The sequence below is a fragment of the Sphingomonas endophytica genome (assembly GCF_001476895.1).
GTDB lineage: Bacteria > Pseudomonadota > Alphaproteobacteria > Sphingomonadales > Sphingomonadaceae > Sphingomonas > Sphingomonas endophytica_A.
The window spans coordinates 1-23,280 of record NZ_LDTB01000045.1 but is presented as its reverse complement, the minus strand read 5'-3'; the positions used below and the strand labels follow the sequence as shown (position 1 = coordinate 23,280).

The window sequence follows — 23,280 nt, the reverse complement described above, 5'->3', positions numbered from 1 at the left end:
CCGCATCCGTTTAGCCGGCGACTCATCAATCCTGTTGCTGACCCGGGGGTCGCCCGTGAACGTCAAGGTATGGACAGCGCGTTTTGCGCTGGTGGTTTCGTGCGTCCTGATGACGGCTGCGCCTGCGCAGGCCCGCTATCTGCAATGCGCGCCATTCGCTCGTGAAGTGTCGGGCATCGACCTGCACGGCAACGCCGACACGTGGTGGGGGCAGGCCGCCGGCCGCTATGCGCGCGGCGCTACGCCGCAGGCCGGTGCGGTGATGGCGTTCAAGGCGACGAGGGCGATGCCGGTGGGGCATGTCGCCATGGTCAGCCAGGTGGTCAGCGATCGCGAGGTGCTGCTGACCCATGCCAATTGGTCGCATCGTGGCGGGATCGAGCGCAATGTGCGCGCGGTGGACGTCTCGGCCGCCGGCGACTGGAGCGTCGTGCGGGTATGGTATGCCGGCGTGGGCGGCCTGGGCACGAGCAGCTATCCGCTGGCCGGCTTCATCTATGCCGGCAAGTCGCCGACGCCCGCCGCTGATGCCGAACTGCCGCCGCTGACCATCGCCACGCTGGCGGTTGCGCCGGTCGCCGGAACGCTCCCTGCCGCCGATTGATCGTATCAGGCCGGGCGGAACGTCATCGCCAGGCCGTTCATGCAATAACGTTTGCCGGTCGGGCGCGGTCCGTCGTCGAAGACGTGCCCCAAATGCCCGCCGCAACGCGCGCAATGCACCTCGGTCCGGACCATTCCCAGCGTCGAGTCGCGCCGGAAACCGATTGCCCGTGGCAGCGGCGCGTAGAAGCTCGGCCACCCCGTCCCGCTGTCGAATTTGGTGCGGGAGGAGAACAGCGGCTGGGCGCAGCCCTTGCAGGCGAAAACGCCCGCGCGATGCTCTTCGTTGAGCGGGCTGGTGAAGGGGCGCTCGGTGTTTTCGCGCCGGAGAACGCCGAACGCGGCCTCCCCGAGCTGCGCGCGCCACTGCGCGTCGGTCTTCGTCACCGCGAAATGCTCGGCCGCCTCTGCCGGGCGGCTGCCGCACGCCATGAGCGTGGAACCGAGCAACCCCGTTGCGGCGGTGGCGAGGAAGCGGCGGCGATCGAGCGTGGTCATGATTCCGGATATGGGATGCAAATCATCGCGTCGCCAGCGGTGGAACGGAAATCAACACAAGTTGGTTGAGCAAGTATCATGTCCTTCCAGCAACTTGATCCGCCCCTTCCGGTCCATGTCCTCGACAAGGGCGCCGGCTATGCCTTCGCGGTCATCGACTATGGCCAGGAGCACAACCTGATCTGGGTCACCGCGATCAACGACACCGGCGAGATCTGGTGTGCGCCGAACCCGCGCGTTCGGATGCAGGCGAACTGGACGATGGGTCGCGCCAAGCCGCCGGCCGTCGCCGGCAAGCCGCTCGACGACTGCGCACCCGTGGTCGTGGAGGCGGCGAAACCGAACTGAGGCTGTGCGATCGACGATCCGGCGTGCTAGGGCGCGCAGATGCTCGACACGGTTTCTCCGACGACCTTGATTGCTTCGCTGGCCGCTAATGCGCGGTCGGCATCGCGCGACCTGGCGCGCACCAGCGACATGCAGAAGCGAGCGGCGCTGCACCACGCTGCGAAGGCATTGCGCAAGGCGACGTCGACGATCCTCGCCGCGAACGCTGTCGATCTGGAACGCGGGCTCGCCAACGGGTTGAGCGCGGCGATGCTCGATCGGCTCCGTCTCGATCCCGCTCGCCTGGAGAGCGTGGCGGCGGCGGTTGCGGCTGTTGCCGATCTCGATGATCCGGTCGGGCAGGTCATCGATCGCGCGACGCGGCCCAACGGGCTGGAACTCAGCCGCGTACGAGTGCCGATCGGGGTGATCGGCATCATCTATGAGAGCCGGCCCAACGTGACCGCCGATGCCGCCGCGCTCTGCGTGCGGTCGGGAAATGCGGTGATCCTGCGGGGCGGATCGGAGGCGATCGAAAGCAATCGCGCGATCCATGCCGCGCTGAACGAAGGGCTGGTCGCGGGCGGGTTGCCCGCCGCCGCGGTGCAACTGGTGCCGACGACCGATCGCGCGGCGGTCGGCGCGATGCTGGCGGCAGACGGGGCCATCGACCTCATCATCCCGCGCGGGGGGCGCAGTCTCGTCGCACGGGTGCAGGCCGAGGCTCGGGTGCCGGTGCTGGCGCATCTCGACGGGGTGAATCATGTCTTCGTCCATGCCAGCGCGAATCTCGCGATGGCCAAGGCGGTGGTAGTGGATGCCAAGATGCGACGCACCGGTGTGTGCGGGGCGATGGAGACGTTGCTGATCGATCGCGCCTTCCCGCATGCCGCCGAGGTGGTCGCGGCCCTGGCGGCAACCGGCTGCGCGCTGCGCGGCGACGCGGAGGCGCAGCGGTTGCTTCCCGGCATGGCGGCGGCGTCGGCGGAGGATTGGGACGCCGAATATCTCGATGCCATCGCGGCGGTGGCCGTGGTCGACGGCCTCGATGGCGCATTGGCGCATGTCGCGGCGCATGCGTCCGGTCATACCGATGCGATCATTGCTGACGACGAGGCGGTGGCCGAGCGCTTTCTGCGCGAGGTGGATTCGGCGATCGTGCTGTGGAACGCCTCCACGCAATTCGCTGACGGCGGCGAGTTCGGGCTGGGTGCGGAGATCGGCATTGCCACGGGGCGATTGCACGCGCGCGGACCGGTCGCGCTGGAGGGACTGACGACGTATAAATGGCTGGGGCGCGGTACCGGGCAGGTGCGCGGCTGACGGCGATGAAGCGCATCGGGCTGCTGGGCGGCTCGTTCAATCCGGCGCATCGCGGGCATCGGCGCGTCACCCTGTCCGTGATCCGGGCGCTGGCGCTGGACGAGGCATGGTGGCTGGTGTCGCCGGGCAATCCGCTGAAACCCCGCGCGGGCATGGCGCCCTTCGCGGCGCGGCTGGCGTCGGCGCGCGCGATGGCGCGCCGTGCGCCGATCCGGGCGAGCGATCTGGAGACGCGGCTGCATACCCGCTACACGGTCGATACGCTGCGTGCGATCAGGCGGCGCCATCCGCGCGATCGCTTCGTCTGGATCATGGGCGCGGACAATCTTGCGCAATTTCACGAGTGGTACCAATGGCGTAGCATCGCGCGCACGATGCCGATTGCGGTCGTGACGCGGCCGGGATATGATGCACGCGCCCGCGCGGCTCCCGCGATGGGCTGGCTGCGGCGCTATCGGCGGCCCGCGGGCCAGGCGAGGAATTGGGCCGAGTGGAGTGTGCCAGCCCTGGTGCTGTTGCGTTTCCGCCCCGACCGGACATCCGCGACGCAGATTCGCGCCGTCGATCCCGACTGGCATGTCCGCTTCACCGCCATCACGACCGTCGATGAATGTCCCGCCGCAACGTCGCGGCAACCCCAGGAGTAACCTTGCCCGCCACTGACCCCGCCCGCCGCTCCAGCGACTCGACCGATGTCGAGGCGCTGCATCGTCTGGTCCTGCAATCGCTGGACGACGATCAGGCGGTGGATACGATCTCGATCCCGCTCGCCGGCAAGTCCTCGATCGCGGACTATATGGTGATCGCCAGCGGCCGCTCGACGCGACAGGTGGCGTCCATGGCCGCCAAGCTGGCAGAGCGGATTAAGGCCGAAACCGGCCGCCCGACCCGCATCGAGGGGCTGCCGAGCGCCGATTGGGTGCTGATCGATGGTGGTGATGTGATTGTTCATCTGTTCCGTCCCGAAGTCCGCAGCTTCTACAATCTGGAGCGGATGTGGTCGTTCGGCGACGCGCCGACTCCGGCTCCCGTCGCGAACTGAACGTGCGATAGGGCGGCGTCATGCTGCTCCATATCGTCGCGCGTGGCCGCATCGGGCGCTCACCCGAGGCGGAACTGGTCGATCGTTATCTGAAGCGGATCGTCTGGCCGACGCGCGTCAGCGAACTGCCGGATCGCGGCGGGCGTGAGCCTGAACGGGTGCCACAAAGCCGCCGCGTGCTGCTGGACGAGAAGGGCGAGATCCTGGGTTCGGCCGTCTTCGCCGAGCGGGTCGGGCGGTGGCGCGACGACGGCGTGCGTGAGGCGCGGTTCCTGATCGGCGCGGCCGATGGCTTCTCTGATGCCGAGCGGGGAGAGGCGGATATGCTGCTTTCGTTCGGACGCGCGACCTGGCCGCATCTGCTGGCGCGCGCGATGCTGGCCGAGCAATTGTTTCGCGCGACCAGCATTCTGGCGAACCATCCCTATCATCGGGAGGGGTGATGGCTGGTGGCGCGGACGCGGGAGTTCTGCTGTCGCGGGGGATGGGGAGCGCGCGCCTTTGGTCACTGCTTGCCTGCGTTGCGCTGGCCGGGAGCGCGCAGGCCGCCGACGATGCACGTTCGCTGGCCGTGCAGGCACGCGAGGCGCGCGCCCGGGCCATCTCCCTTGAACGACTCGCGGATGCGATCGCCGATCCGGGCGAGCGTGCCCGACGACGGGAAACGGCGGTGGCGGCCCGCGTGGCGGCGGCGGAGGCGGATCTGGCCCTGCTACGATCGCACGCCGATGCGGTCGCTCGGCGGCTGTCGGTTCGACGGACCGCACTATCCACGCGCGAGGCGCCGACCGCGGAGATGCTGGCTGCGCTGACCTCGATAGCGCGTCGTCCGATGGCGAGCGCGATCGTCCAGCCGGGCAGCGTTGCCGATCTGGTCCATGTCCGTGCCGTGCTCGACGCGACCTTGCCGACGCTGCGGGCGCGGTCGGTGATGTTGCGGCGGCAGGTCGCGGACGATCGCGTGCTTCAGGCGAGCGTCGGGGCGGCCGAGCGCCAGTTGCGGGCCGGGCGCGCCCGACTGGTCGAGGCGCGTGAGCAACTGGCGGCGATCACCGAAGGGGACGACGACCGCGCACTGGCGATGGAGGAAGCGGTCCGCGACACCGCCGAGCGATTGGCAACGATCGGCAGCGAGCAGTCGGTGCTGTCCGATCTGCTGGCACTGCCCGCGCCCTCGGCATCGCCTCCCGCCGCATCGTGGGCGCCTGCGTATCGCCTGCCGGTGCGCGGGCGGTTGGTGACCGGGCTTGGCGAAGTGTCGGGTAACGGCGTGCGCGCGCGCGGTCTGACGTTCGCGACGGCGGCCGGCGCAACGGTGATCGCGCCGGCGGCGGGGCGAGTGCGTTATGTCGGACCGTTCCGCAGTTTCGGCCGGATCGTCATCATCGATCACGGCGCGGGCTGGACAACGCTGGTGACGGGCCTCGGCTCGGTCGCGGTACGCGCCGCCAGTGATGTTGCGGCCGGCGCACCGCTTGGCCGTGCGCCCGCGATCGACGGCGCGCGGATCACCGTCGAGCTGCGGCGGCGGGGGCGGGCGATGGACATCGCGCAACTCGCCGGGTGAGCCATTGCTCAGCGGCGGTTCAGGCGCGAGGTGCTTTGACGGGTCGCGCGTTTCCGCTACATCGCGGGATCGTCTCTTCGCAGGAGCCATTCTGCTCGTCATGAAGTCAAAGCTGCTCCCGGCCGCCGCGCTGGTCACTGCCATCGCCACCGTGCCGGTCGCCACCGGGGCCATGGCCGCGTCGGACACCGCTACCTATCGCCAGCTCGATCAGTTCCTGGACGTCTACAACCGCGTGAAGGCCGATTACGTCGACAAGGTGACGGACGAACAGCTCATCAAGGGCGCGATCGACGGGATGCTGGCGGCTCTAGACCCGCACAGCAGCTACGTCGATGCTTCGGACTTCGACAATCTGCGTATCCAGACCGAGGGGAATTACGGCGGTCTGGGCCTGACCGTCTCGATGGAGGATGGCGCGGTAAAGGTGATCGCGCCGCAGGAGGATACGCCGGCGGGCCGCGCGGGCATCAAGTCGGGCGACTTCATCACGCATATCGACGGCAAGCTGATCTATGGCGGGACGCTGGACGAGGCGACCGCGCAGATGCGCGGCAAGCCGGGAACGAAGGTGTCGCTGACGCTCGTCCGGCCCGGCCGCGACAAGCCGATCGTCGTGACCCTGGTGCGCGAGGTGATCGTGCAGCGCCCGGTGAAATGGGAAGTGAAGGGCGACGTCGGCTATATCAATATCAACACCTTCTCCGAGAAGACCGGCGCGGATACGCGCGCTGCGATCATGGCGATCGACAGGTCGCTGGGGCATCGCCCGCTCGGCTATGTCGTCGACCTGCGCGAGAATGGCGGCGGGTTGCTGACGCAGGCGATCGAGGTGTCGGACGCGTTCCTCGACCGGGGGGAGATCGTCAGCCAGCGCGGGCGGGAAAAGGATGATATCGAACGCTATTTCGCGCGGCCGGGGGACGATGCGCACGGGCTGCCGGTGATCGTGCTGACCGATTCGGGAACGGCCTCTGCCAGTGAGATCGTCGCGGGTGCGCTACAGGATCACCACCGCGCGCTCGTGATGGGCGAGCGCACTTTCGGCAAGGGATCAGTGCAGACGCTGCTGCAATTGGGCCCGCGCACCGCATTGCGCCTGACCACCGCGCGCTACTTCACGCCGTCGGGCCGGAGCGTGCAGGAGGGCGGGATCGAACCCGACATCAAGGTGCCGCAGATCTCCGATCCCGATTACAAGTCGCGGCCGGTGTTCCGCGAGGCCGATCTGCGCCGTCACCTGATCAACGAGATCAAGTCGCCCGATAACGCGGTGCTGGAGGAGGATACGAAGGACGATCCGCGCTTTTCCGCCACCCCCGAAGCGCTGAAGAAGCAGGGGATCGAGGACTTCCAGCTGTGGTACGCGCTGAAGACGATCGCGCGGCTGGGCGGGCCGCAGCAGGTCGCGGCGGTCACGCAGTCGATGTCGGTCAAGAAGTGACCACCGGGTTGAGGAACGCCCGGCTGCTCGCGCTGCTGGTGCCGCTTGCGCTGCTGGCGGGGGCATGGGGGTTCCAGCTGATCGGCGGGCTGTATCCGTGCGAGATGTGCCATTGGCAGCGCTGGCCGCATTACGGCGCGCTGGTGTTCGCGGCGCTGGCGTTCGTGACCGGCGGCCCGCGCGTCAAGGCGACATTGGTTGCGGGGGCGGCGGCGCTGATCGCCGTGTCCGGATTGATCGGCGTGTTCCATGCGGGGGTCGAATACCACTGGTGGCAGGGCGTGACCGCCTGCACGCAGACGACGAACCTGACCGGCTTGTCCACCGATCAGGCATTGAAGGACCTGCTCGCCGCCCCCATCATCCGGTGCGACGCGGCGCAATGGGCGCTGTTCGGCATATCGCTGGCGGGCTGGAACGCATTGTTATCGTTCGTCGGGGCGGGGCTGATCGTGTCGCAGTTGAGGAGGCGTGGATGACCTGGAAGCCCGGTGACCGCCCGAGTGCCGCCGCCTCGATGATCCGCGTCGATCAGGCGGGCGAGTTCGGCGCTACCCGCATCTATGAGGGGCAGCTGGCGATCATGGGGCAGCGCTCCGCGATGGCGCGCAAGATCTCCGCCATGGCATTGCAGGAGGAGCGCCACCGCGCCTTCTTCGACAAGATGATCGTCGAGCGCGGCGTGCGGCCGACGATCCTGCAGCCGTTCTGGGACGTCGCCGGCTTCGCGCTGGGTGCGGTGACGGCCGCGATCGGGCCGGAGGCGGCGATGGCCTGTACCGCGGCGGTCGAAACCGAGATCGACAAGCATTACGAGGAACAGCTCATCGCGCTGGGCGACAGCGATCCCGAACTGTCGGCGGCGATCCGCGAGTTCCAGGCCGAGGAGCTGGAGCATCGCGACACCGCGCTGGCCAATGGGGCGGAGGATGCACCCGCCTATCCATTGATGTCGGCCGTGATCCGGCTCGGTTGCCGCGTCGCGATCGCCACCGCCAAGCGTATCTGAGAGGCCCTATGTCGCTGCGCATCTCCGCCCTCGCCATGACGCTGATCGCCCTGCCGGCGTTCGCGCAGTCCGGACCGCCGTCGCCGGATGCGAAGCGGGTACCCAAGACGACGATCGCTGACGGCGTGTCGCGCAGCGCGCCGGTGAATGGCGTGCTGGTATTGTACGGCAACGAACGCTGTCCGACGAATTCGGACGGAGCGGAAGTGGTCGTCTGCACTCGCCGCCCGGCGGAAGAGCAGTTCCGCATTCCCAAGGAATTGCGCAACTTCGAAGTGACGCCGGAGAACGAGACGTGGGCGGCGCGCGAGAGCGCGAACCAAGGGGTCGGCGCGGTAGGTGTCGGCACGTGCTCGACGGTGGGCGCGGCGAGTGCCACGGGCTGCGTGACGCAGAATGCGACGCGCTGGAAACGAGAGCGCCGCGCGGCGGCCAAGGCCGAGACACCCGACCTGCCATAAGGCGGGCGGCGCCGAACGCGCCGCCCGTCCCGATCAGATCGCTTGCGGGAAGCGAATCATCGCCTTGCGACGGCGCATCGCATAGCCGACGACACCGAAGCCCAGGATCATCATCCCCCAGGTCCCTGGCTCCGGCACCGCCGCAATCGCGATACCGAACAGCGCGCGGTTGGTCTGCCCGACACTCGTGAGCTGGCCGGTGTTCAGGTCGGCGCGGTACAACGTGGTGCCGTTGAAGGCGAAGGCATCGTTACCGACGATATCGAAGCTGGTCCGCGAACCGAGATCGGCACCCAGCGACCCGACCGTGTTCAGCACGCCGCCATTGTTGTTCTGGCGCGCGAGAACGTCATTGTCGGTGTCGATCACGTAGAGCTGCGTGCTGCTGCCCGCCGCGCCGAAGGTCGAGCTGGTATAGGCGGCGGCGCTGACCCCGGGGTTGCGGCCCGCATTGATGTCTCCGCTGGCATAGCCCAGCGACGTGGTGGTCGGCGCACCGGTCAGCGACCCATCGTTCGGATTGAAGACGTAATTGTTGTCGGTGTTGCTGACGATCCGCACGCGATCGATAGTGGGATTGAAGTCGAAGCCGAACACGCTGCCGTCGATCGGCAGTGCGCCGCTGACCGCCATCGCCACGCCCGTGACGGTATCGATCGTGTGCACGACCCGGTCCGCGCTAAGTCCATAAAGGACGTTGTTCAGCGGGCGGAAGTCCAGCGCCTGAAAACTGCTGTCCGCGCCGGTGATGCGCACGCTGGACAGAAACGTTCCCGGGGACGCGCTATCGAAGGTCACGAGGTTGTTGTTTTCGTCCACGCCGAAGATGGTCGCAGCGGACGCGTCGGTGGATACGACTGCCAACAGGGCAGCCGCGATTATTGCCGTCTTCACGGGCTATTCTCCCACTGTTTTCTGAACGCCGCGCGCAGACAGGGGGAGCCCGCGCCTCGTTCGACGCGGACAGTCGTTCACCGATTTGAGTTAGTCAATCTGGTTAAGCGGAAATTAAGACACTTTGATTATTACTTTTTGTGTCCAACTTTTTCACGAAACCTTTTGAATTCTGGCTCGTATTTACGGGTTTTTCTTGCGGGAACCAAATCTATTCAGCTGCGTTTCTTCAATCCCCGGACTCGGTGCCAAATGTAGAAGGTGATCGCGGCGACCAGCACCACGCCGATGGCGGCATCGGCGCGATGGAAGAACGCCTTCAGGCGCGGATCACTGTTCCACTTGTCACCCAGCGTCATGCCGACCCATGCGAGCAGCAGGCAGAACGGCCAGGAACCGATGAAGGTGTAGAGGTGGAAGGGGAGGAGCTTCATCCGGGCGACACCCGCCGGAAAGGCGATGAAGGTCCGTACCACCGGAAGCATCCGACCGATCAGGATCGCCCAGCTGCCCCAGCGATTGAAGAAGCGGTCGGCCAGATCGAGCTCGCCCGGTCCGATCAGCACATATCGGCCGAACTTCTCGGCCATCGGCCGGCCACCGCGCCGTCCGATCTCATAGGCGACGACGGAGCCGAGATTGCAGCCCAACGCGCCGGCCGTCGCCGCGAGCCACAGGTTGAGCTGCCCCGTCGACACCAGATAGCCGGCGAACGGCATGATGATTTCGGAGGGCAGCGGGATGCACGCGCTTTCGATCGCCATCAGCAGCGCGATACCCCAGTAACCGCCGGCGGAGATGACGGCGATGGCGAAGCCCGCAAGGGCGGCAAGGATCTTTTCGACCATTCCCGGCGCTTGCGACACCGCAACGTGAAAGGAAAGTGCGAATCCGGGAACCGCTGCGGCGCAGCAACGGTTCGTCGCACATGACCGATCTTACATTGAACGATGGACGCATGATGCCGCAACTCGGGTTGGGCACCTATCAGATCCCCGACGGGCATGTCGCGGCGGTCGTCCGCGCCGGGCTGGATCTGGGTTTTCGGCTGGTAGATACGGCGGCGCTGTATCATAATGAGCGCGGGGTCGGCGAAGGGCTGGCGCATGACGATGCCTGGGTGACGACGAAGCTCTGGCACGATAGCCACGGCGCGGCGGCAGCGGCGCTGGACGACAGTCTTGCGCTGCTCGGGCGCGATCATGTGGACCTGTATCTGATCCATTGGCCGCATCCGTCCGGCGGTCGGTTCGTGGACGCCTGGAAGGCGCTGGTCGAACTGCGCGAGCGTGGGCTGGCGCGATCGATCGGCGTGTCCAACTTCCTGCCCGAGCATCTGGATGCGATCGTCGACGCGACGGGGGTCACACCCGCTGTCAATCAGATCGAACTGCATCCGACCTTCCAGCAGCGCGACGTTCAGAAGGCGAATGCGGAACGCGGGATCGTCACGCAGAGCTGGAGTCCGTTGGGGCAGGGGGCGACCCTGAAGGACGAGCGGATCGTTCGCATCGCGCAGTCGGTGAATGCCACGCCGGCGCAGGTGATCATCGCCTGGCACCTGGCCAAGGGCTTCTCGGTCATTCCCAAGGCCGGCGATCTCGACCATCTGGCAAGCAACTGGGCGGCGCGACAGGTCAGCCTATCGGAAGAGCAGGTTGCCGCGATCGACGCCATGGACGACCCGGACGGTCGCATGGGGCCGGACCCGCGCGAAATGTGATGATCGTCGCGCTTCGCGCGCGGCGGCGACGATCATGTCAGCGCCGCATGCGCGAGGCGTAAATCGTCGACGAAGCGCGCATATTCCGTTTCCCGTGCCGCCTCGTCCGGCAGGCGCAGCAAATAGCTGGGGTGAACGGTGACCCACGCTTCGCCGCCATCCGGCAGCTTATGCGCCCGGCCGCGTTCGCGCCCGATCGTCATGACCTTGCCGAACAGGCTGCGCGCCGCCGTGGCACCCAGCGCGACCGTCACGCGCGGGCGTAACAGCAATTGCTCCTGCTCGATCCACCAGCGACACGCCTCGATCTCCCCGGCGTCCGGCTTGGCGTGGATGCGCCGGCGGCCACGGGGCTCGAACTTGAAATGCTTGACGGCGTTGGTGACATAGGTTTCCGCGCGCTTGATCCCGGCGGCGGCGAGCGCGCGGTCGAAGACCTGCCCCGCCGGGCCGACGAACGGATGACCGGCCAGATCCTCCTGGTCGCCCGGTTGCTCACCGACAAACATCATCGGGGCGGTCATCGGCCCCTCGCCGAACACGGTCTGCGTCGCATGGCGATGCAGATGGCAGCGCGTGCAGGCCATCGCCTCCTGCCGCAGCGCATCCCACGCCGCCTGGACGTTGTCGTCGATACCGGTGCGCGCCTGCTCGATCATCCCGCTCTCCCGCGCCTGCGCGCCGGCCAGCAGGTGCGGCACGAGCGCTGTCTCCGGCATGTTCTTCCAGTATTTGCGCGGCATCTCCTTCAGCATCGCCTTCACCTTGACGCGCGCCGGGTTGAAGATGCTGGCATAATAGGTTTTCCAGACCTCCTCGGTCGGGTCGCCTTCCGGCGCGTCGTCGCGGGCGGCGCCCGGTCCTTCGCTCGGCCGCGTGCCGTCCCAATGCACCGACACCTCCGGCGTCAGAATCGACCAGCGCATCGCCGCGAAACGATTGACGAAGAAGGCGGCGTTCGCGCGGACGATATGATGCTCCGGCTCGAACCACGCGACGAACCGCTCGCCCTCATCGTCGGCCAGGCTGCGAAAACGCAGGAAGGCGCGCATCTTATGGATGTCGCGCCGAACCGCCTTCGCCAGCCCCTCCAGTCGCCGCACCAGCGGATCGGCCTGATCCTCCATGAGCCGGGGCAGGTCGCGCAACCGCCACAACAGATGATAGAGGAGCGAGAAGCGTTCCGGATCGCGATGCAGGATCGCGTCGCCGGCCAGGGTGATGAAGGCGCGCGACACGCGCAACACTGCCGGTGCGCCCGTCGAAGCGGGCGCCGCGTCGCCGCCGAACAGGTCGGTCGCGGTGTCGCCGACCTGCCACACGACGCGGTCGGGCGGCACGTCGTCGGCGATCAGGCGACGCGCGGCATCCCGCCATCCGTCCATGTCATCGGGCGCGGATAGCGCAACGACGCGCAACGCCGCTTACTCGCGCTCGTCGCCGCCCGGCGGATGATCGCGCGCGATTTCCAGTTCGGCCGGCTTGCGCTCTTCATAGGTGGCGGCAAGCCGATCCTCCGTGGCGTCGTCGAGCTTGTCCTCGGCGGCGGGAAACATCTCTTCCTCTTCCTCGTCGATATGATGCTCGTACCGATGGCGCATGTGGAAGAATTTGGCTTCCCACTCGTCCGAACCGAAATCCAGGTCGAAGAGCTCGCCGATCAGATCGTCGACTTCCTTATGTTCGGCGACCGAATGGCGTGCGTCGTCGCGCAGGTCCGGATTGCCCAGCATGGTCGCGTACAGCGATTCCTCCTCGGCAGCGGCGTGGCTCTGCACCTCAAGTCGAAACGCCTCGAACAACTTGCGCCGTTTCGCCCCGTCTCCGCGCAATTCGGCGAGTTCCTTCAGCATGTCGCGCTGCTTGTCGTGGTCGCGCTTCAACTCGGCATAGATGTCGGCGTGCGGCATGATGGTCTCCTTCACCGCGCCAAGCGCACGAACATGCCCCGCGTTTCACCCGCGATTCATTCTCACGCACCGAAGAGTTCGAGCTGCCGTCGCGCGGGCCTGGACGTGACGAGCGGCTTCAGCTCGGCGCGGTCGGCCAGCGCCACGGGACGCCAGTCTTCGGCGACGATGAACGGCCGGATACGGGCGATCGACACGGTCAGGCGCGCCACGTCATCCAGACGCAGCCGTCGCCAGCGCCGTGCGGCGAGAATGTTCGCGACCGCCTTCGTTCCCAGCCCCGGCACGCGCCACAGCAACTCGCGCGGCGCGCGGTTGACGTCGACGGGAAAGCGATCGCGAAACTTCAGCGCCCAGGCAAGCTTGGGATCGATGTCGAGCGGCAGCATCCCCGTCGCATCGTCCGCCGCGGCGACCACCTCCTGCGGCGCGAAACCGTAGAAGCGCATCAGCCAGTCGGACTGATACAGCCGGTGCTCGCGCATCAGCGGGGGCCGTTGCAGCGGCAGGACGGTGGATGCATCCGGGATCGGGCTGAACGCGGAATAATAGACGCGGCGCAGACCGAACCGATCGTACAGCGTCGATGCCTTGGTCACGATGTCGCCATCGGTCGCGGCATCCGCGCCGACGATCATCTGCGTCGACTGACCGGCCGGTGCGAAGCGGGGCGCGGATTTGTAGCGGGTCGACGCATCGGCGGTATCGACGATCGCGCTGTTCATGTCGCGCATCGCACCCTCGATCCGGCTGTTGTCCTTTTCGGGCGCGAGCCGCTTCAGCCCGCTGACGGTCGGCAGCTCGACGTTGATCGAGACGCGGTCGGCATACAGCCCCGCCTGATGCACCAACTCGGGATCGGCATCGGGGATCGTCTTGAGATGAATGTAGCCGCGAAAGTGATGATCCTCGCGCAAGCTGCGCGCGACCTCGACCAGTTGCTCCATCGTGTAGTTGGAAGACTTGATGATCCCCGACGACAGGAACAGCCCCTCGATATAATTGCGGCGATAGAAAGCGAGGGTGAGGTTGACGACCTCCTGCGCCGTAAACCGCGCGCGCCGCACGTTCGAGCTCTTGCGATTGATGCAATAATGGCAGTCGAAGATGCAGCTGTTGGTCAGCAGGATCTTCAACAGCGAGATGCAACGGCCATCGGGCGCATAAGCGTGGCAGATGCCCATCCCCTCGGTGGAGCCGATCCCCTTGCCGTCGGCGGAATTACGCTTCGACGTGCCCGACGATGCGCAGGAGGCGTCATATTTTGCCGCGTCCGCAAGGATTTCCAGCTTCTGTCGGACATCGAGCTGCGCCATGCGTTCCATATATGTTCGGCCCAATGCCTTGTCGAGGCGCGTTCGCTTTGCCATGGATCAGCACCGTGCAGCGGATCATCGATCGCCTTGGCCCCAACGGCCCTTATTTCATGCTGGCGCTGACGTGCCTGCTCGGCTGGGGTTTCAAGGCGCATTGCGGTGCCGGGTGGACGGGCGCCGAGCAATATACCTCCGGCTGCTACAGCGATGCGGTGCCGTTCTGGGGCCTGCGCGGCGTGGCGGCGGGACAGGTGCCGTATCTGGAGGCGCGGATGGAATATCCGGTGCTGACCGGCGCGCTGATCTGGATCGAAGGGCTGGTGGCGCGCGTGGTCGGCGGGCGCGGGGCCGATGCCGCGGATTTCCTGAACGCCGTGACGCTCGGCAATGCGATCCTGGCTTACGTGATCCTGGAGTTCTTCCGCGACGCCGGAGTCGGTCTGCGGCGGCAATATGCCTGGGCGCTGTCGCCGCCGCTGATCCTCTATCTGGGGCATAATTGGGATTTGCTGGCGGGCAGCTTCGCGGTCGCGGCGCTGCTGGCCGCGCGCCGAAACGAGGATGTGAAGGCGACCGCGCTGGCCGCGCTCGGCGGCGCGGCGAAGCTGTTTCCGGTCCTGATGCTCCCGCTGCTCGGGCTGGGCGCCGTGTTCCGGGCGGGCCGTTCGTGGGCGCACCGGCTCACGCAGGCGGCGCTGCTGGTGGGCGTGGCGGTGGCGACCTGGGGGCTGGTCAATGCCCCGGTCGCGGCGGTGGCGTTCGAGAACTGGAGCGAATTCTACGCCTTCTCGGGCGCGCGGTCCGGGACGGCGGCGAGCATCTGGGAGTTGATGGCGCAATTCGGCTGGTGGACGACCGACATACCGACGCGCAACCTCTGGTCGTTCGTGATGTTGGCGGGCGGCGCGGCGGCGATCGTCGCGCTCGGCTGGCGGCGACACGGCGAGCGGCCGTGGCTGTTGTTCATGCCCGTGCTGGCGTGGTTCCTGCTGACCAACAAGGTCTATTCGCCGCAGTTCGACCTCTGGCTCTGGCCGCTGATCGTCCTGACCGGCACGCGCGTCCGGCCGATCGTACTGTTTCTGCTGGGCGATATCGCCGCCTATTTCGCGGAATTCTGGATGTTCGCGGGGATGGAGGGCGCGTGGCCGTCCGCGACACAGGCCGATATCCTGGCCGCCGCGATCGTGCGCGGCGCGGCGATGCTCTGGCTGATCGTGGCCGCGATCCGCGATCCCGCGCCCGCCTGGACGTTCACTCCGCCGCGAGCAGCTCCGCGGCCTGAAGATCGACCGACACCAGCCGGCTGACCCCCTTTTCGACCATCGTCACGCCGAACAGCCGGTGCATCCGGCTCATGGTGACGGCATTGTGGGTGACGATCAGATAGCGGGTCTCGGTTTCGCGGGTCATCTGGTCGAGCAGGTCGCAGAAGCGCTCGATATTGGCGTCGTCCAAGGGCGCATCGACCTCATCCAGCACGCAGATCGGCGCCGGATTGGTCAGAAACAGTGCGAAGATCAACGCGATCGCGGTCAGTGCCTGTTCGCCACCCGACAGCAGCGTCAGCGACTGCAACCGCTTGCCCGGCGGCTGGACCATGATTTCCAGCCCGGCCTCCAGCGGATCGTCGGAGTCGATCAGCGCAAGGTGCGCCTGCCCGCCATCGAACAGCGTCGTGAACAGTCGCCGGAAATGCGTGTCGACCGCCTCGAACGCCGCCAGCAACCGCTGGCGCCCCTCCCGATTGAGCGTGCCGATCGATCCGCGCAGGCGGTGGACCGCCTGTCGCAGTTCGTTGCGCTCGGCGGTGGTGGCCGTGGCGCCTGCCTCCAGCTCGATCAACTCCCGTTCCGCGACGAGATTGACCGGGCCCAGCCGTTCACGATCCATGACAAGCCGCTCGTGGGCGGCGCTTTCGTCGGCGGGACTGGCGACGCCGCCGATGTCGAACCCGATCCTCTCCGGCAACAGGGGGGCGGGACATTCGAAGCGTTCGCCGGACACCCGCCCCATCTCGACGCGGCGCAGCTCATGGTTCTCCGCGCGAACCAGCGCTCCGGCGCGCGTCTCGCGGGCGGCGGCGAGCGTCCCCGCGACACGCGCCAGCGCGGCGTCCGCGTCGCGCAGCGCGCGATCGGCGGCACGTTCCGCCTCCTGCGCGTCATCCGCGGCCGTGCGTGCCGCTTCATGGCGCGCGTCGAGGTCGGTCAGCTCGCGTGCCAGCAGGTCGGGACGCGCGGAAAGCTCGGTCAGTTCGGCGTCCAGTGTGGCGGCGCGCATATCCATCGCCGCGATCCGGCGGGCGGCTTCTCCGGCCCGCATCTCCCAGCCGTTCGCCTCATCGCCGCTACGCCCGCGCCGCGCCCGGGCGTCGGCCAGCGTGCGATCCTGCGCGCTCCGATCCGCGCGCGCCAGCGCGACATGCGCGCGCGCCGCCTCCGCCTCGCCGCGCAGCCGCGCCGTGACACCCGCCGCGACCGCGCCATCCGGCAGCGTGGCGACGATCTCGGCCGCGCGCTCCTGCCCGACCAGCGCGTCCTCGGCCTCCGCCGTGACGCGGATCGCGCGCGCCGCCAGATCGGCGCGCTGGGCGTCCAGCCGCTCGATGGCCGCGACCGCGCGGTCCTCCTCGCGCTGGGCGGCGCGGATATCCTCCTCCGCCTGCGTCAGCAGCGCGCGCGCCGACTGCGCGGCGGCGCGCGCGCGCTCGATCCGGGCATCGATCCGCGTGCGGCGCAGGTCGACCGCATCGACCGCCTCCAGCGCCGCGGGCCGCTCCGCTTCCAGCGCGGCGAGGCGGTTCAGACGTTGCAACCGTTCGGCTGCCGCGACGCCACCACTATCGCTGACGAAACCGTCCCAGCGCCGCACACGTCCTTCGCGCGTGACAAGCCGCTGACCGGGCTGGAGCGGCTGACCGGAATCCCCCTCGACCAGAAAAATCTGCGAGAGCCGCCGCGTCAGCTCCGGCGGGGCGGTGACGCGGGCGGCCAGCGGCAGGGTGCCGACCGGCGCGGGCGGGTCGGCAGCATCCGGCGCCGCACCCAGCCAGTCCGCCAGCGCGGTTTCCAGCTCGTCGCCCATCGCGGCGGCCAGCGCGCGCTCGAATCCAGGTTCCGCGCGGACCGCATCGAGCAGCCGGTCGCCGCTGCGCTCCGTCGCGCGGGTCAGCGCCGCGACCTCGCCGTCCAGCGCGGCAAGCGTCGCCATGGCCGCCGCGCGATCGGCCTCCGCGGCGTCGCGTTCCTCACGCGCCTCCAGCTCGCTGGTCTCGGCCCATTGCAATGCGGCACGCGCCTTTTCGGCCTGATCGCGCGCGTCGTTCAGCGCGGTTTGCACGGCGTGGTGCTGAGCTTCCAACATTGCGGCATCCTCCAGCGCCTCGATCGCGCTGGCGAGCTGGATGGCGTCGTCGCGCGCGCGGTCGTGACGCGCGATGGCGGCGGCATGCGCGGCGGTCGCGATCTGTCGCCCGGCGGCCTCGGCCGCTTCGGCTGCGATCGCCTGCGCCAGCGCGACGTCGACATCGCGGGCGCGCTGCTCCGCCTCGGCCAGCGCGGTGTCCAGCGCGGGAAGCGCGGCCTCTCCGGCATCGATCCGCGCGTCGAGTTCGTGCACCTCCGCCGCCAGCCGTGCGAGCGCGTCGGCCGCGTCGTGCGCCAAGGCATCCTCCCGCGCGCGATCCTCGTCGATCCGCGCCCGAGCGGCGCGCGCGTCGTCCAGCTGGCGTTGGACACCATGTTGCTGCTCGGCCGCCCTGGTGCGCTGATGCCCGAGATCGACCGCAGCGTCGCGCATGGCGAGTGCCTCGGCACGCGCGGCGGCATGACGTTCGGCGGCGAGGCGTTGCGCCTCCTGCGCGGCGTCGCCGAGCGCGCTGGCCTTCGTCACCGCCGTCTCGGCGGCGGTGGCCTCCTGCTTGGCGGTGGTCGCCGCAGCGGCGGCGTCGCGCCAGCGCGCGTAGATCATCCGCGCCTCGGCGACCCGGATCTGTTCGGACAATTCGCGATACCGTTCCGCCGCGCGTGCCTGTCGCCGAAGCAGGGCGATTCGCGTCGTCTGATCCGCCAGAACCTCGTCAAGCCGCGTCAGATTGGCCTCGGTCGCGCGCAGGCGCGCCTCCGCGTCACGCCGCCGGACATGCAGCCCCGCGATCCCGGCCGCTTCCTCCAGCATCGCCCGCCGCTCCGTGGGGCGGGCGGCGATCACCGCGCCGATGCGGTTCTGGCTGACCAGGGCGGGCGAGTGCGGGCCGGTCGCGGCATCGGCGAACAGCAGATGGACGTCCCTGGCGCGGACGTCGCGCCCGTCGATGCGATAGGCGGAGCCGGCACCCCGCTCGATCCGGCGGACGATCTCGCTCTCCTCCGCGCCGTCGGGGCCATCGCGTTCCGCGAGCAGCGATACCTCGGCGAAGTCGCGCGGCGGGCGTGTCGCGGTGCCGGCGAAGATCACATCCTCCATGCCGGCCCCGCGCATCGAACGCGCGCTGTTTTCGCCCATGGTCCAGCGGAGCGCCTCGAGCAGATTGGACTTGCCGCAGCCGTTGGGGCCGACCACGCCGGTCAGACCCGGCTCGATGCGCAGGTCGGCGGGATCGACGAAACTCTTGAAGCCGGTAAGGCGGAGGCGCTTCAGGCGCATGACGCTACCCGCCTGCCCGGGGCCTTCGCGTCCGGAGCGACTCGGTAAGCCAAGCCATCGTCGTGCCGGACGTGATCCGGCGTCCACGGCACCGGGGACGCGCACGTCATTGCATCTGTCGGAGCATGGACCCCGGGTGACGGTGTATCCGAAGCCGGCGAAGCGGCGACCGCAGCGGTCGCATGCGAGCCGAAAGCCGAATCCGCGGTCACGGGACCGAACGTCACCCGAATACCCGCGCCGCGCGCGAACGATGGTCGGGCGCAGTTGCTCGCGCCCGTCGACGGGCGTCCGTGGCGACGGACGCCCCTTCGCATCACGCGCCCGCGTTCTTCAGCGCCGTCTCGACCTGCGGCCAGGTCACGCCATCGACCTTCGCGCCGTTCAGGATGAAGGTCGGCGTGCCGTTGACGCCATGCTTGTCGGTGCCCTCCTGCATCATCTTGGTCAGCGTCTCGATCGCCTTGGCGTCGGTCAGGCAGGCGCGGGCCTGCGCTTCGGTGACGCCGCGCTGCTTGATGAAGTCGAGATAGCCCATCTTCTCGGCCCAGGCGGTCGCGACCTGCGCGGGGGTGGCGTTCTGCGTCTGTTGCAGGAACGCCTGATCCTGCGCAATCTTCATCTGCGTATCCAGGAACTTGGGCTGGTCGATATACATTTGTTCCAGGATCGGGAAGAACGGCTGCGGCCCGGCGCAACGGCCCAGCAGCGCGGCGGCGAGATCGGGCGGGCCGTGGACCAGGAAGTCGCGGAATTCGTACGAGACCTTGCCGACCTTCACGTAATTCTCTTCCAGCGGACGCATCCCGGTCTGGCCGAAGGCGCCGCAGGTCGGGCAGGTGCGCGAACCATATTCGACCAGCTTCAGCTTGGCATCGGGATTGCCGACGACATAGCCGCCCTCCGGCGTGACCGAGACGACCTGAGTCCAGTCCTGACCGGCGGGCGGAGCGACCGCCTTTACCGATCCCGCCGGCGCACTGGGCGTGCTGCTGTTACCGCCGTCGGCACCGCCGCCGCAGCCGGCGAGCAGCGCGACCGCCGCGACGAGGGGGAAGGCCATACGCTTCATCATGTCACTCCGTACCTTACTTCGCACCCGCCGCACGCAATTGCGGCAGCAATTGCGTCCAGCCGACATTCTGGATCAACCGGCCGTTGATTTCAAAGGCCGGCGTGCCCTGTACCTTCGAGGTGGCTTCGGACACCGCCAGCGTTTTCTTCACCGCTGCGTCGTTGGCGAAGCATTGCGCGATCGCGGGCGCGGGCGCACCGGCATCACGCGCGATCGCCGGAAGTCCGGCTCCCTCCGCTACCGCCGCCAGTTGCGTCAGTTGCGGCCAGCTTTCGATCCGCGCCCGGTTCGCGGCGGCCCATTCCGCCGCACGTTCGGCCCATTCGGACTGCTTCTGGAAGAAGGCGGCATGAACCTTCGGGAATGCCGCCGCGCCCGAACAGCGCGCCAGCGTCGCGGCGGCGAGATCGATGCCGTCATGTACCTGATTGCGGATCTCGACACTGGTCGAGCCGGATCGGACCATCGCGCCCAGCACCTGCTCCGACTCCGCCGCATAATGCGCGCAATGCGGGCACGTGTAGCTGACATATTCGACCAGCTTCACGCGCGCCTTCGGATTGCCGACCAGATAGCTGCCCGTGGAAACCGGGATGGCGACCGCGGTCCACGGGCGCGGCGCGGTGGCCGCGACGAGCGCGACGGCGGCGATAGGGATCAGAAAGCGCGTCATCGGACCTTCGGCAATGTGGGGCGGGCGGGGGAGGCGACGCCGGCGGCCAGGGCCTCCAGCACCGCCTTCAGTTCGGGATCGGCGATCGTGCGCAGGCTCTCGCCCATTTCGGCGGGGGCCGGCGTGAGCGTCGGGGGAGCGCGACGCTCCGGGCGGCGCGTCACCTCGCCCTGCCGGATCGCGACGCGCGAGACGGCGGCGTAACCGAAGAACCGGTTCACACGCTCGATGATTTCGCTGCTCAGATGGCTCATCATCGGCGCGTGAGCGCCACGCACGGTCAGCGTCAGGACGCCGTCCTGCTTCTTTCCCTGCGGAAAGCGGATCGACTCGGGGCTGCTCGCCGAGGCCAGCCGCTCCCCGACGATCTCCGGCCAGCGCGTCACGATCGCCGATTGCACGAATCCGAAGCGGCGAAACGCCATGCCGCCGACGCTGGGCACCAGCTCCGACACCTGTCGCGACCGATTCTGGCGCGGGGACTCGGAAGGGGTAGTGCCGGCGCGCTTGCTCATTCCGTGGCCCATGCCATAGCCGGGGCATGGACGCCAAGCACCGGATCGACATCGCGACACCGCTGCTCGACTGGTACGACCGCCATCGTCGCGATCTGCCGTGGCGTGCCAGACCGGGGGAGGTGCCCGACCCGTATCGCGTCTGGCTGAGCGAGGTGATGCTCCAGCAGACGACGGTCGCGACGGTTCGCCCGCGCTTCACCGAATGGACGCGGCGCTGGCCGACCTTCGCCGATCTGGCGGCGGCCGACGAGGCGCAGGTGATGGCCGCCTGGGCGGGGCTCGGCTATTATGCGCGGGCGCGCAATCTGCTGGCGGCGGCGCGGGTGATCGCGGGCGATCATGGCGGCGCGTTGCCCGACAGCGAGGCGGCATTGCGCGCGCTGCCGGGGTTCGGGGACTATACCGCCGCGGCGGTCGCGGCGATCGCGTTCGGGCGGCGCGCGGTCGTGGTGGATGCCAATGTCGAGCGTGTGGTGGCGCGGCTGTTCGCGATCGCCGCGCCGTTGCCGGGCGGGCGCAAGGCGATCCGCGCGGCGGCGGAAACAATCACGCCCGACGAACGCGCGGGCGACTTCGCGCAGGCGATGATGGACCTCGGATCGGCGGTGTGCAGTCCGCGCAAGCCGCGATGTCTGTTGTGTCCGCTCCATCACGCGTGTGCGGCGCAGGCGACGGGGACTCCGGAGGCGTTCCCGGTCAAGAAGCCGAAGGCGGTGCGGCCGCACCGGTACGGCACGATCTTCTGGCTGGAACGCGATGGCACGGTGTTGCTGGTGCGGCGACCCGGGTCGGGGTTGCTGGGTGGCATGCGGGCGCTGCCGACGGGGGCGTGGACCGACGCGCCCCCAGAGCTGGCGGACGCGCCCGTCGGTGCCGACTGGCAAATAGTGGACGAGCGGGTCCGCCACGGCTTCACGCATTTCACCCTGGAACTGGCGGTCGCCATCGCCACGACGCATGATGCGGTCAACACGGGGGAATGGTGGCCGATCGCACGGCTGAACGAAGCAGGATTGCCGACCTTGTTCGCCAAGGCGGCCGACGTGGCGAGGAGAGCGCGATGATGATGAAGCGGTGGATCGGCACGGCCCTGACGGTCGCGTTGCTGACGGCAAGCAGTGCGCCCGCGCGGCAGGCGCAACCCGCACCGCAGGCGCTGCCCAGCGCCGATCCCGGCGCACTGCTGACCGATACGCAGGCGCTTTACGACTCCTACATCCGCGACCACAAGATGCCGGGGATCGTCGGCGCGTTCGGGATCGGCGAGTTTCCGACGGCCTTCGTCGCGGCGGGCAGGATCTCGCTCGATGCGGTCGCGCCCGAGACGGGGCCTGATTCGCTGTGGCGCATCTACTCGATGACCAAGCCGATCACGGGAATGGCGGCGATGCTGCTGATCGAGGACGGGAAGTTGTCGCTCGACGAACCGCTGTCGAAATACTTCCCCGCGTTCGCGAGGATGCGCGTGCTGACCAAACCGGACACGTCGCTGGCCACGCGCCCGGCGCGGCGGCCGATAACGATCCGCGAGTTGATGACCCATACGTCGGGGATCGGCTATTCGATCAATGCCAAGGGGCCGCTGCTGGAGGAATATGAGCGGCTCGGCCTGGTGCCGGCGACCGTCAATGCGCAGGTCGAGGCGGAGGCGCGCAAGGTGCGCCCGACGTCGCTCGCCGCCTTTGCGGACCGTGTCGCGAAGGCGCCGCTCGTGTACGAACCCGGCACGAAATGGCATTACTCGATGGGGCTCGACGTGCTGGCGGCGGTGGTGGAGAAGGCCAGCGGGATGCCGTTCGAGCGCTTCGTGCAGACGCGCCTGTTCGATCCGCTGAAGATGAATTCGACCTTCTGGCAGGTGCCCGTTGGTGAGGTGGGCCGGTTCGCGACCAATTATGTGTTCGTCGACGATGCGCTCTCGCAACTCGACCCCGCCGCGCGATCCCCGTGGCTGAGCCCGCCGAGCTTTCCCTATGGCGGTGCCGGGCTGGTGAGCAGTGCGCGCGATTATGACCGCTTTCTTCATATGTTGCAGGACGCGGGGACGCTGGACGGCGTGCGGGTGATGAAAGCGGAGACGGCGCGGCTGGGCATGTCCAACCTGCTGCCGCCGGGCGTGACCTTCGAAAGCGAAGGGCAGCGGCGCGGGTTCGGGGCGGGCGGTGTCGTCTATCTCAGCGACGATCCGAACGGCGCTGGCAAGGGGAGCTACGGCTGGGCGGGCGCGGCGGGGACGCTGGCGCTGGTCGA

Annotated in this window: 25 protein-coding genes; 15 read left to right on the top strand and 10 right to left on the bottom strand. The window is 68.2% G+C overall.

What is annotated here, in order from left to right; genetic code table 11:
• Nucleotides 1–109 precede the first annotated feature (109 nt).
• Nucleotides 110–604 (top strand): CHAP domain-containing protein, encoded by a 495-nt coding sequence (locus tag NS334_RS11200; RefSeq protein ID WP_153002715.1) that lies wholly within the window; start codon nt 110–112, stop codon nt 602–604.
• Between the two features lie 5 nt (nt 605–609).
• Here the strand turns inward: NS334_RS11200 and msrB are convergent, their stop codons facing one another.
• Nucleotides 610–1,101, bottom strand: coding sequence for a peptide-methionine (R)-S-oxide reductase MsrB (gene msrB, locus NS334_RS11195; RefSeq protein WP_058756042.1), 492 nt, complete (start codon nt 1,099–1,101; stop codon nt 610–612).
• Between the two features lie 78 nt (nt 1,102–1,179).
• On the opposite strand from msrB, the gene NS334_RS11190 reads away from it, so the two are divergent.
• The 10 genes from NS334_RS11190 (at nt 1,180) to NS334_RS11145 (ending at nt 8,274) form a co-directional block, all read left to right on the top strand.
• Nucleotides 1,180–1,449, top strand: coding sequence for a hypothetical protein (locus tag NS334_RS11190; RefSeq protein WP_058756041.1), 270 nt, complete (start codon nt 1,180–1,182; stop codon nt 1,447–1,449).
• A 78-nt stretch (nt 1,450–1,527) separates the two neighbouring features.
• Nucleotides 1,528–2,751, top strand: coding sequence for a glutamate-5-semialdehyde dehydrogenase (locus tag NS334_RS11185; RefSeq protein ID WP_241491921.1), 1,224 nt, complete (start codon nt 1,528–1,530; stop codon nt 2,749–2,751).
• Between the two features lie 5 nt (nt 2,752–2,756).
• A complete protein-coding gene (locus NS334_RS11180; protein WP_058756077.1) occupies nt 2,757–3,398 on the top strand; it encodes a nicotinate-nucleotide adenylyltransferase in 642 nt (213 codons plus the stop codon).
• Entirely contained in the window at nt 3,362–3,793 is a 432-nt protein-coding gene (gene rsfS / locus NS334_RS11175; protein WP_058756039.1) for a ribosome silencing factor, read from the top strand. Before NS334_RS11180 ends, rsfS begins: the two co-directional genes overlap by 37 nt.
• A gap of 20 nt (nt 3,794–3,813) precedes the next feature.
• Entirely contained in the window at nt 3,814–4,236 is a 423-nt protein-coding gene (locus NS334_RS11170; protein ID WP_058756038.1) for a 23S rRNA (pseudouridine(1915)-N(3))-methyltransferase RlmH, read from the top strand.
• Nucleotides 4,236–5,360 carry a murein hydrolase activator EnvC family protein gene (locus NS334_RS11165; protein ID WP_058756037.1) on the top strand — a complete coding sequence of 375 codons (1,125 nt, stop codon included), beginning with the start codon at nt 4,236–4,238 and terminating at the stop codon, nt 5,358–5,360. The genes NS334_RS11170 and NS334_RS11165 overlap by 1 nt, the downstream gene beginning before the upstream one ends.
• Before the next feature lie 100 nt (nt 5,361–5,460).
• Nucleotides 5,461–6,804 carry a S41 family peptidase gene (locus NS334_RS11160; protein ID WP_058756036.1) on the top strand — a complete coding sequence of 448 codons (1,344 nt, stop codon included), beginning with the start codon at nt 5,461–5,463 and terminating at the stop codon, nt 6,802–6,804.
• Entirely contained in the window at nt 6,801–7,283 is a 483-nt protein-coding gene (locus tag NS334_RS11155) for a disulfide bond formation protein B (RefSeq protein ID WP_058756035.1), read from the top strand. The genes NS334_RS11160 and NS334_RS11155 overlap by 4 nt, the downstream gene beginning before the upstream one ends.
• The gene (locus tag NS334_RS11150; RefSeq protein WP_058756034.1) at nt 7,280–7,813 is read left to right on the top strand and encodes a demethoxyubiquinone hydroxylase family protein; all 534 of its coding nucleotides are present in this window, start codon (nt 7,280–7,282) and stop codon (nt 7,811–7,813) included. Before NS334_RS11155 ends, NS334_RS11150 begins: the two co-directional genes overlap by 4 nt.
• 8 nt (nt 7,814–7,821) lie before the next feature.
• Nucleotides 7,822–8,274, top strand: a complete 453-nt coding sequence (locus NS334_RS11145; RefSeq protein WP_058756033.1) for a hypothetical protein — start codon at nt 7,822–7,824, stop codon at nt 8,272–8,274.
• Between the two features lie 33 nt (nt 8,275–8,307).
• Here NS334_RS11145 and NS334_RS11140 read toward each other — a convergent pair whose 3' ends face one another.
• Both NS334_RS11140 and NS334_RS11135 read right to left on the bottom strand, forming a co-directional pair.
• Nucleotides 8,308–9,138 carry a DUF4394 domain-containing protein gene (locus NS334_RS11140; RefSeq protein WP_058756032.1) on the bottom strand — a complete coding sequence of 277 codons (831 nt, stop codon included), beginning with the start codon at nt 9,136–9,138 and terminating at the stop codon, nt 8,308–8,310.
• A 245-nt stretch (nt 9,139–9,383) separates the two neighbouring features.
• Entirely contained in the window at nt 9,384–10,016 is a 633-nt protein-coding gene (locus tag NS334_RS11135; RefSeq protein ID WP_058756031.1) for a DedA family protein, read from the bottom strand.
• A gap of 80 nt (nt 10,017–10,096) precedes the next feature.
• Here NS334_RS11135 and NS334_RS11130 point away from each other — a divergent pair, with 80 nt between their 5' ends.
• Nucleotides 10,097–10,891 (top strand): aldo/keto reductase, encoded by a 795-nt coding sequence (locus tag NS334_RS11130; RefSeq protein ID WP_058756076.1) that lies wholly within the window; start codon nt 10,097–10,099, stop codon nt 10,889–10,891.
• A gap of 32 nt (nt 10,892–10,923) precedes the next feature.
• Here NS334_RS11130 and NS334_RS11125 read toward each other — a convergent pair whose 3' ends face one another.
• The 3 genes from NS334_RS11125 to NS334_RS11115 form a co-directional block, all read right to left on the bottom strand.
• Nucleotides 10,924–12,276 carry a UdgX family uracil-DNA binding protein gene (locus tag NS334_RS11125; protein WP_428835052.1) on the bottom strand — a complete coding sequence of 451 codons (1,353 nt, stop codon included), beginning with the start codon at nt 12,274–12,276 and terminating at the stop codon, nt 10,924–10,926.
• Between the two features lie 39 nt (nt 12,277–12,315).
• Nucleotides 12,316–12,801, bottom strand: a complete 486-nt coding sequence (locus tag NS334_RS11120; RefSeq protein ID WP_058756075.1) for a hemerythrin domain-containing protein — start codon at nt 12,799–12,801, stop codon at nt 12,316–12,318.
• Nucleotides 12,802–12,863: 62 nt separating this feature from the next.
• Nucleotides 12,864–14,117 carry a putative DNA modification/repair radical SAM protein gene (locus NS334_RS11115; protein ID WP_058756029.1) on the bottom strand — a complete coding sequence of 418 codons (1,254 nt, stop codon included), beginning with the start codon at nt 14,115–14,117 and terminating at the stop codon, nt 12,864–12,866.
• 65 nt (nt 14,118–14,182) lie between these two features.
• On the opposite strand from NS334_RS11115, the gene NS334_RS11110 reads away from it, so the two are divergent.
• Nucleotides 14,183–15,427: a hypothetical protein gene (locus tag NS334_RS11110; RefSeq protein WP_241491919.1), complete on the top strand. Its 1,245-nt coding sequence runs from the start codon at nt 14,183–14,185 to the stop codon at nt 15,425–15,427.
• Here the strand turns inward: NS334_RS11110 and smc are convergent.
• The 4 genes from smc to NS334_RS11090 all read right to left on the bottom strand — a co-directional run bounded on the left by smc (nt 15,372) and on the right by NS334_RS11090 (nt 21,039).
• The gene (gene smc / locus NS334_RS11105; RefSeq protein ID WP_058756028.1) at nt 15,372–18,764 is read right to left on the bottom strand and encodes a chromosome segregation protein SMC; all 3,393 of its coding nucleotides are present in this window, start codon (nt 18,762–18,764) and stop codon (nt 15,372–15,374) included. The two genes, NS334_RS11110 and smc, sit on opposite strands and share 56 nt — an antisense overlap.
• A gap of 316 nt (nt 18,765–19,080) precedes the next feature.
• On the bottom strand, nt 19,081–19,839 hold the full coding sequence (locus tag NS334_RS11100) for a thioredoxin domain-containing protein (RefSeq protein WP_058756027.1): 759 nt from the start codon (nt 19,837–19,839) through the stop codon (nt 19,081–19,083).
• 13 nt (nt 19,840–19,852) lie between these two features.
• Complete coding sequence (locus NS334_RS11095; protein ID WP_058756026.1) at nt 19,853–20,512, bottom strand: thioredoxin domain-containing protein; 660 nt, start codon at nt 20,510–20,512, stop codon at nt 19,853–19,855.
• Nucleotides 20,509–21,039 carry a DUF721 domain-containing protein gene (locus NS334_RS11090; RefSeq protein WP_058756025.1) on the bottom strand — a complete coding sequence of 177 codons (531 nt, stop codon included), beginning with the start codon at nt 21,037–21,039 and terminating at the stop codon, nt 20,509–20,511. The genes NS334_RS11095 and NS334_RS11090 overlap by 4 nt, the downstream gene beginning before the upstream one ends.
• Before the next feature lie 14 nt (nt 21,040–21,053).
• Between NS334_RS11090 and NS334_RS11085 the strand changes: the two genes are divergently transcribed.
• The gene (locus tag NS334_RS11085) at nt 21,054–22,094 is read left to right on the top strand and encodes an A/G-specific adenine glycosylase (protein WP_058756024.1); all 1,041 of its coding nucleotides are present in this window, start codon (nt 21,054–21,056) and stop codon (nt 22,092–22,094) included.
• On the top strand, nt 22,091–23,280 hold a 1,190-nt coding region (locus NS334_RS11080), incomplete at its 3' end, for a serine hydrolase domain-containing protein (protein WP_058756023.1). The genes NS334_RS11085 and NS334_RS11080, both read left to right, overlap by 4 nt.

Excerpts from the sequence above, each read along its gene's own strand:
- NS334_RS11145 (WP_058756033.1), top strand. The coding sequence starts at position 7,822 with ATGTCGCTGCGCATCTCCGCCCTCGCCATGACGCTGATCGCCCTGCCG.
- NS334_RS11180 (WP_058756077.1), top strand. The coding sequence starts at position 2,757 with ATGAAGCGCATCGGGCTGCTGGGCGGCTCGTTCAATCCGGCGCATCGC.
- NS334_RS11165 (WP_058756037.1), top strand. The coding sequence starts at position 4,236 with ATGGCTGGTGGCGCGGACGCGGGAGTTCTGCTGTCGCGGGGGATGGGG.
- NS334_RS11115 (WP_058756029.1), bottom strand. The coding sequence starts at position 14,117 with ATGGCGCAGCTCGATGTCCGACAGAAGCTGGAAATCCTTGCGGACGCG.
- rsfS (WP_058756039.1), top strand. The coding sequence starts at position 3,362 with ATGTCCCGCCGCAACGTCGCGGCAACCCCAGGAGTAACCTTGCCCGCC.
- NS334_RS11150 (WP_058756034.1), top strand. The coding sequence starts at position 7,280 with ATGACCTGGAAGCCCGGTGACCGCCCGAGTGCCGCCGCCTCGATGATC.
- NS334_RS11100 (WP_058756027.1), bottom strand. The coding sequence starts at position 19,839 with ATGATGAAGCGTATGGCCTTCCCCCTCGTCGCGGCGGTCGCGCTGCTC.
- NS334_RS11095 (WP_058756026.1), bottom strand. The coding sequence starts at position 20,512 with ATGACGCGCTTTCTGATCCCTATCGCCGCCGTCGCGCTCGTCGCGGCC.
- NS334_RS11120 (WP_058756075.1), bottom strand. The coding sequence starts at position 12,801 with ATGCCGCACGCCGACATCTATGCCGAGTTGAAGCGCGACCACGACAAG.
- NS334_RS11135 (WP_058756031.1), bottom strand. The coding sequence starts at position 10,016 with ATGGTCGAAAAGATCCTTGCCGCCCTTGCGGGCTTCGCCATCGCCGTC.
- smc (WP_058756028.1), bottom strand. The coding sequence starts at position 18,764 with ATGCGCCTGAAGCGCCTCCGCCTTACCGGCTTCAAGAGTTTCGTCGAT.
- NS334_RS11160 (WP_058756036.1), top strand. The coding sequence starts at position 5,461 with ATGAAGTCAAAGCTGCTCCCGGCCGCCGCGCTGGTCACTGCCATCGCC.
- NS334_RS11130 (WP_058756076.1), top strand. The coding sequence starts at position 10,097 with ATGACCGATCTTACATTGAACGATGGACGCATGATGCCGCAACTCGGG.
- NS334_RS11170 (WP_058756038.1), top strand. The coding sequence starts at position 3,814 with ATGCTGCTCCATATCGTCGCGCGTGGCCGCATCGGGCGCTCACCCGAG.
- NS334_RS11190 (WP_058756041.1), top strand. The coding sequence starts at position 1,180 with ATGTCCTTCCAGCAACTTGATCCGCCCCTTCCGGTCCATGTCCTCGAC.
- NS334_RS11090 (WP_058756025.1), bottom strand. The coding sequence starts at position 21,039 with ATGGGCCACGGAATGAGCAAGCGCGCCGGCACTACCCCTTCCGAGTCC.
- NS334_RS11085 (WP_058756024.1), top strand. The coding sequence starts at position 21,054 with ATGGACGCCAAGCACCGGATCGACATCGCGACACCGCTGCTCGACTGG.
- NS334_RS11200 (WP_153002715.1), top strand. The coding sequence starts at position 110 with ATGACGGCTGCGCCTGCGCAGGCCCGCTATCTGCAATGCGCGCCATTC.
- msrB (WP_058756042.1), bottom strand. The coding sequence starts at position 1,101 with ATGACCACGCTCGATCGCCGCCGCTTCCTCGCCACCGCCGCAACGGGG.
- NS334_RS11125 (WP_428835052.1), bottom strand. The coding sequence starts at position 12,276 with ATGGACGGATGGCGGGATGCCGCGCGTCGCCTGATCGCCGACGACGTG.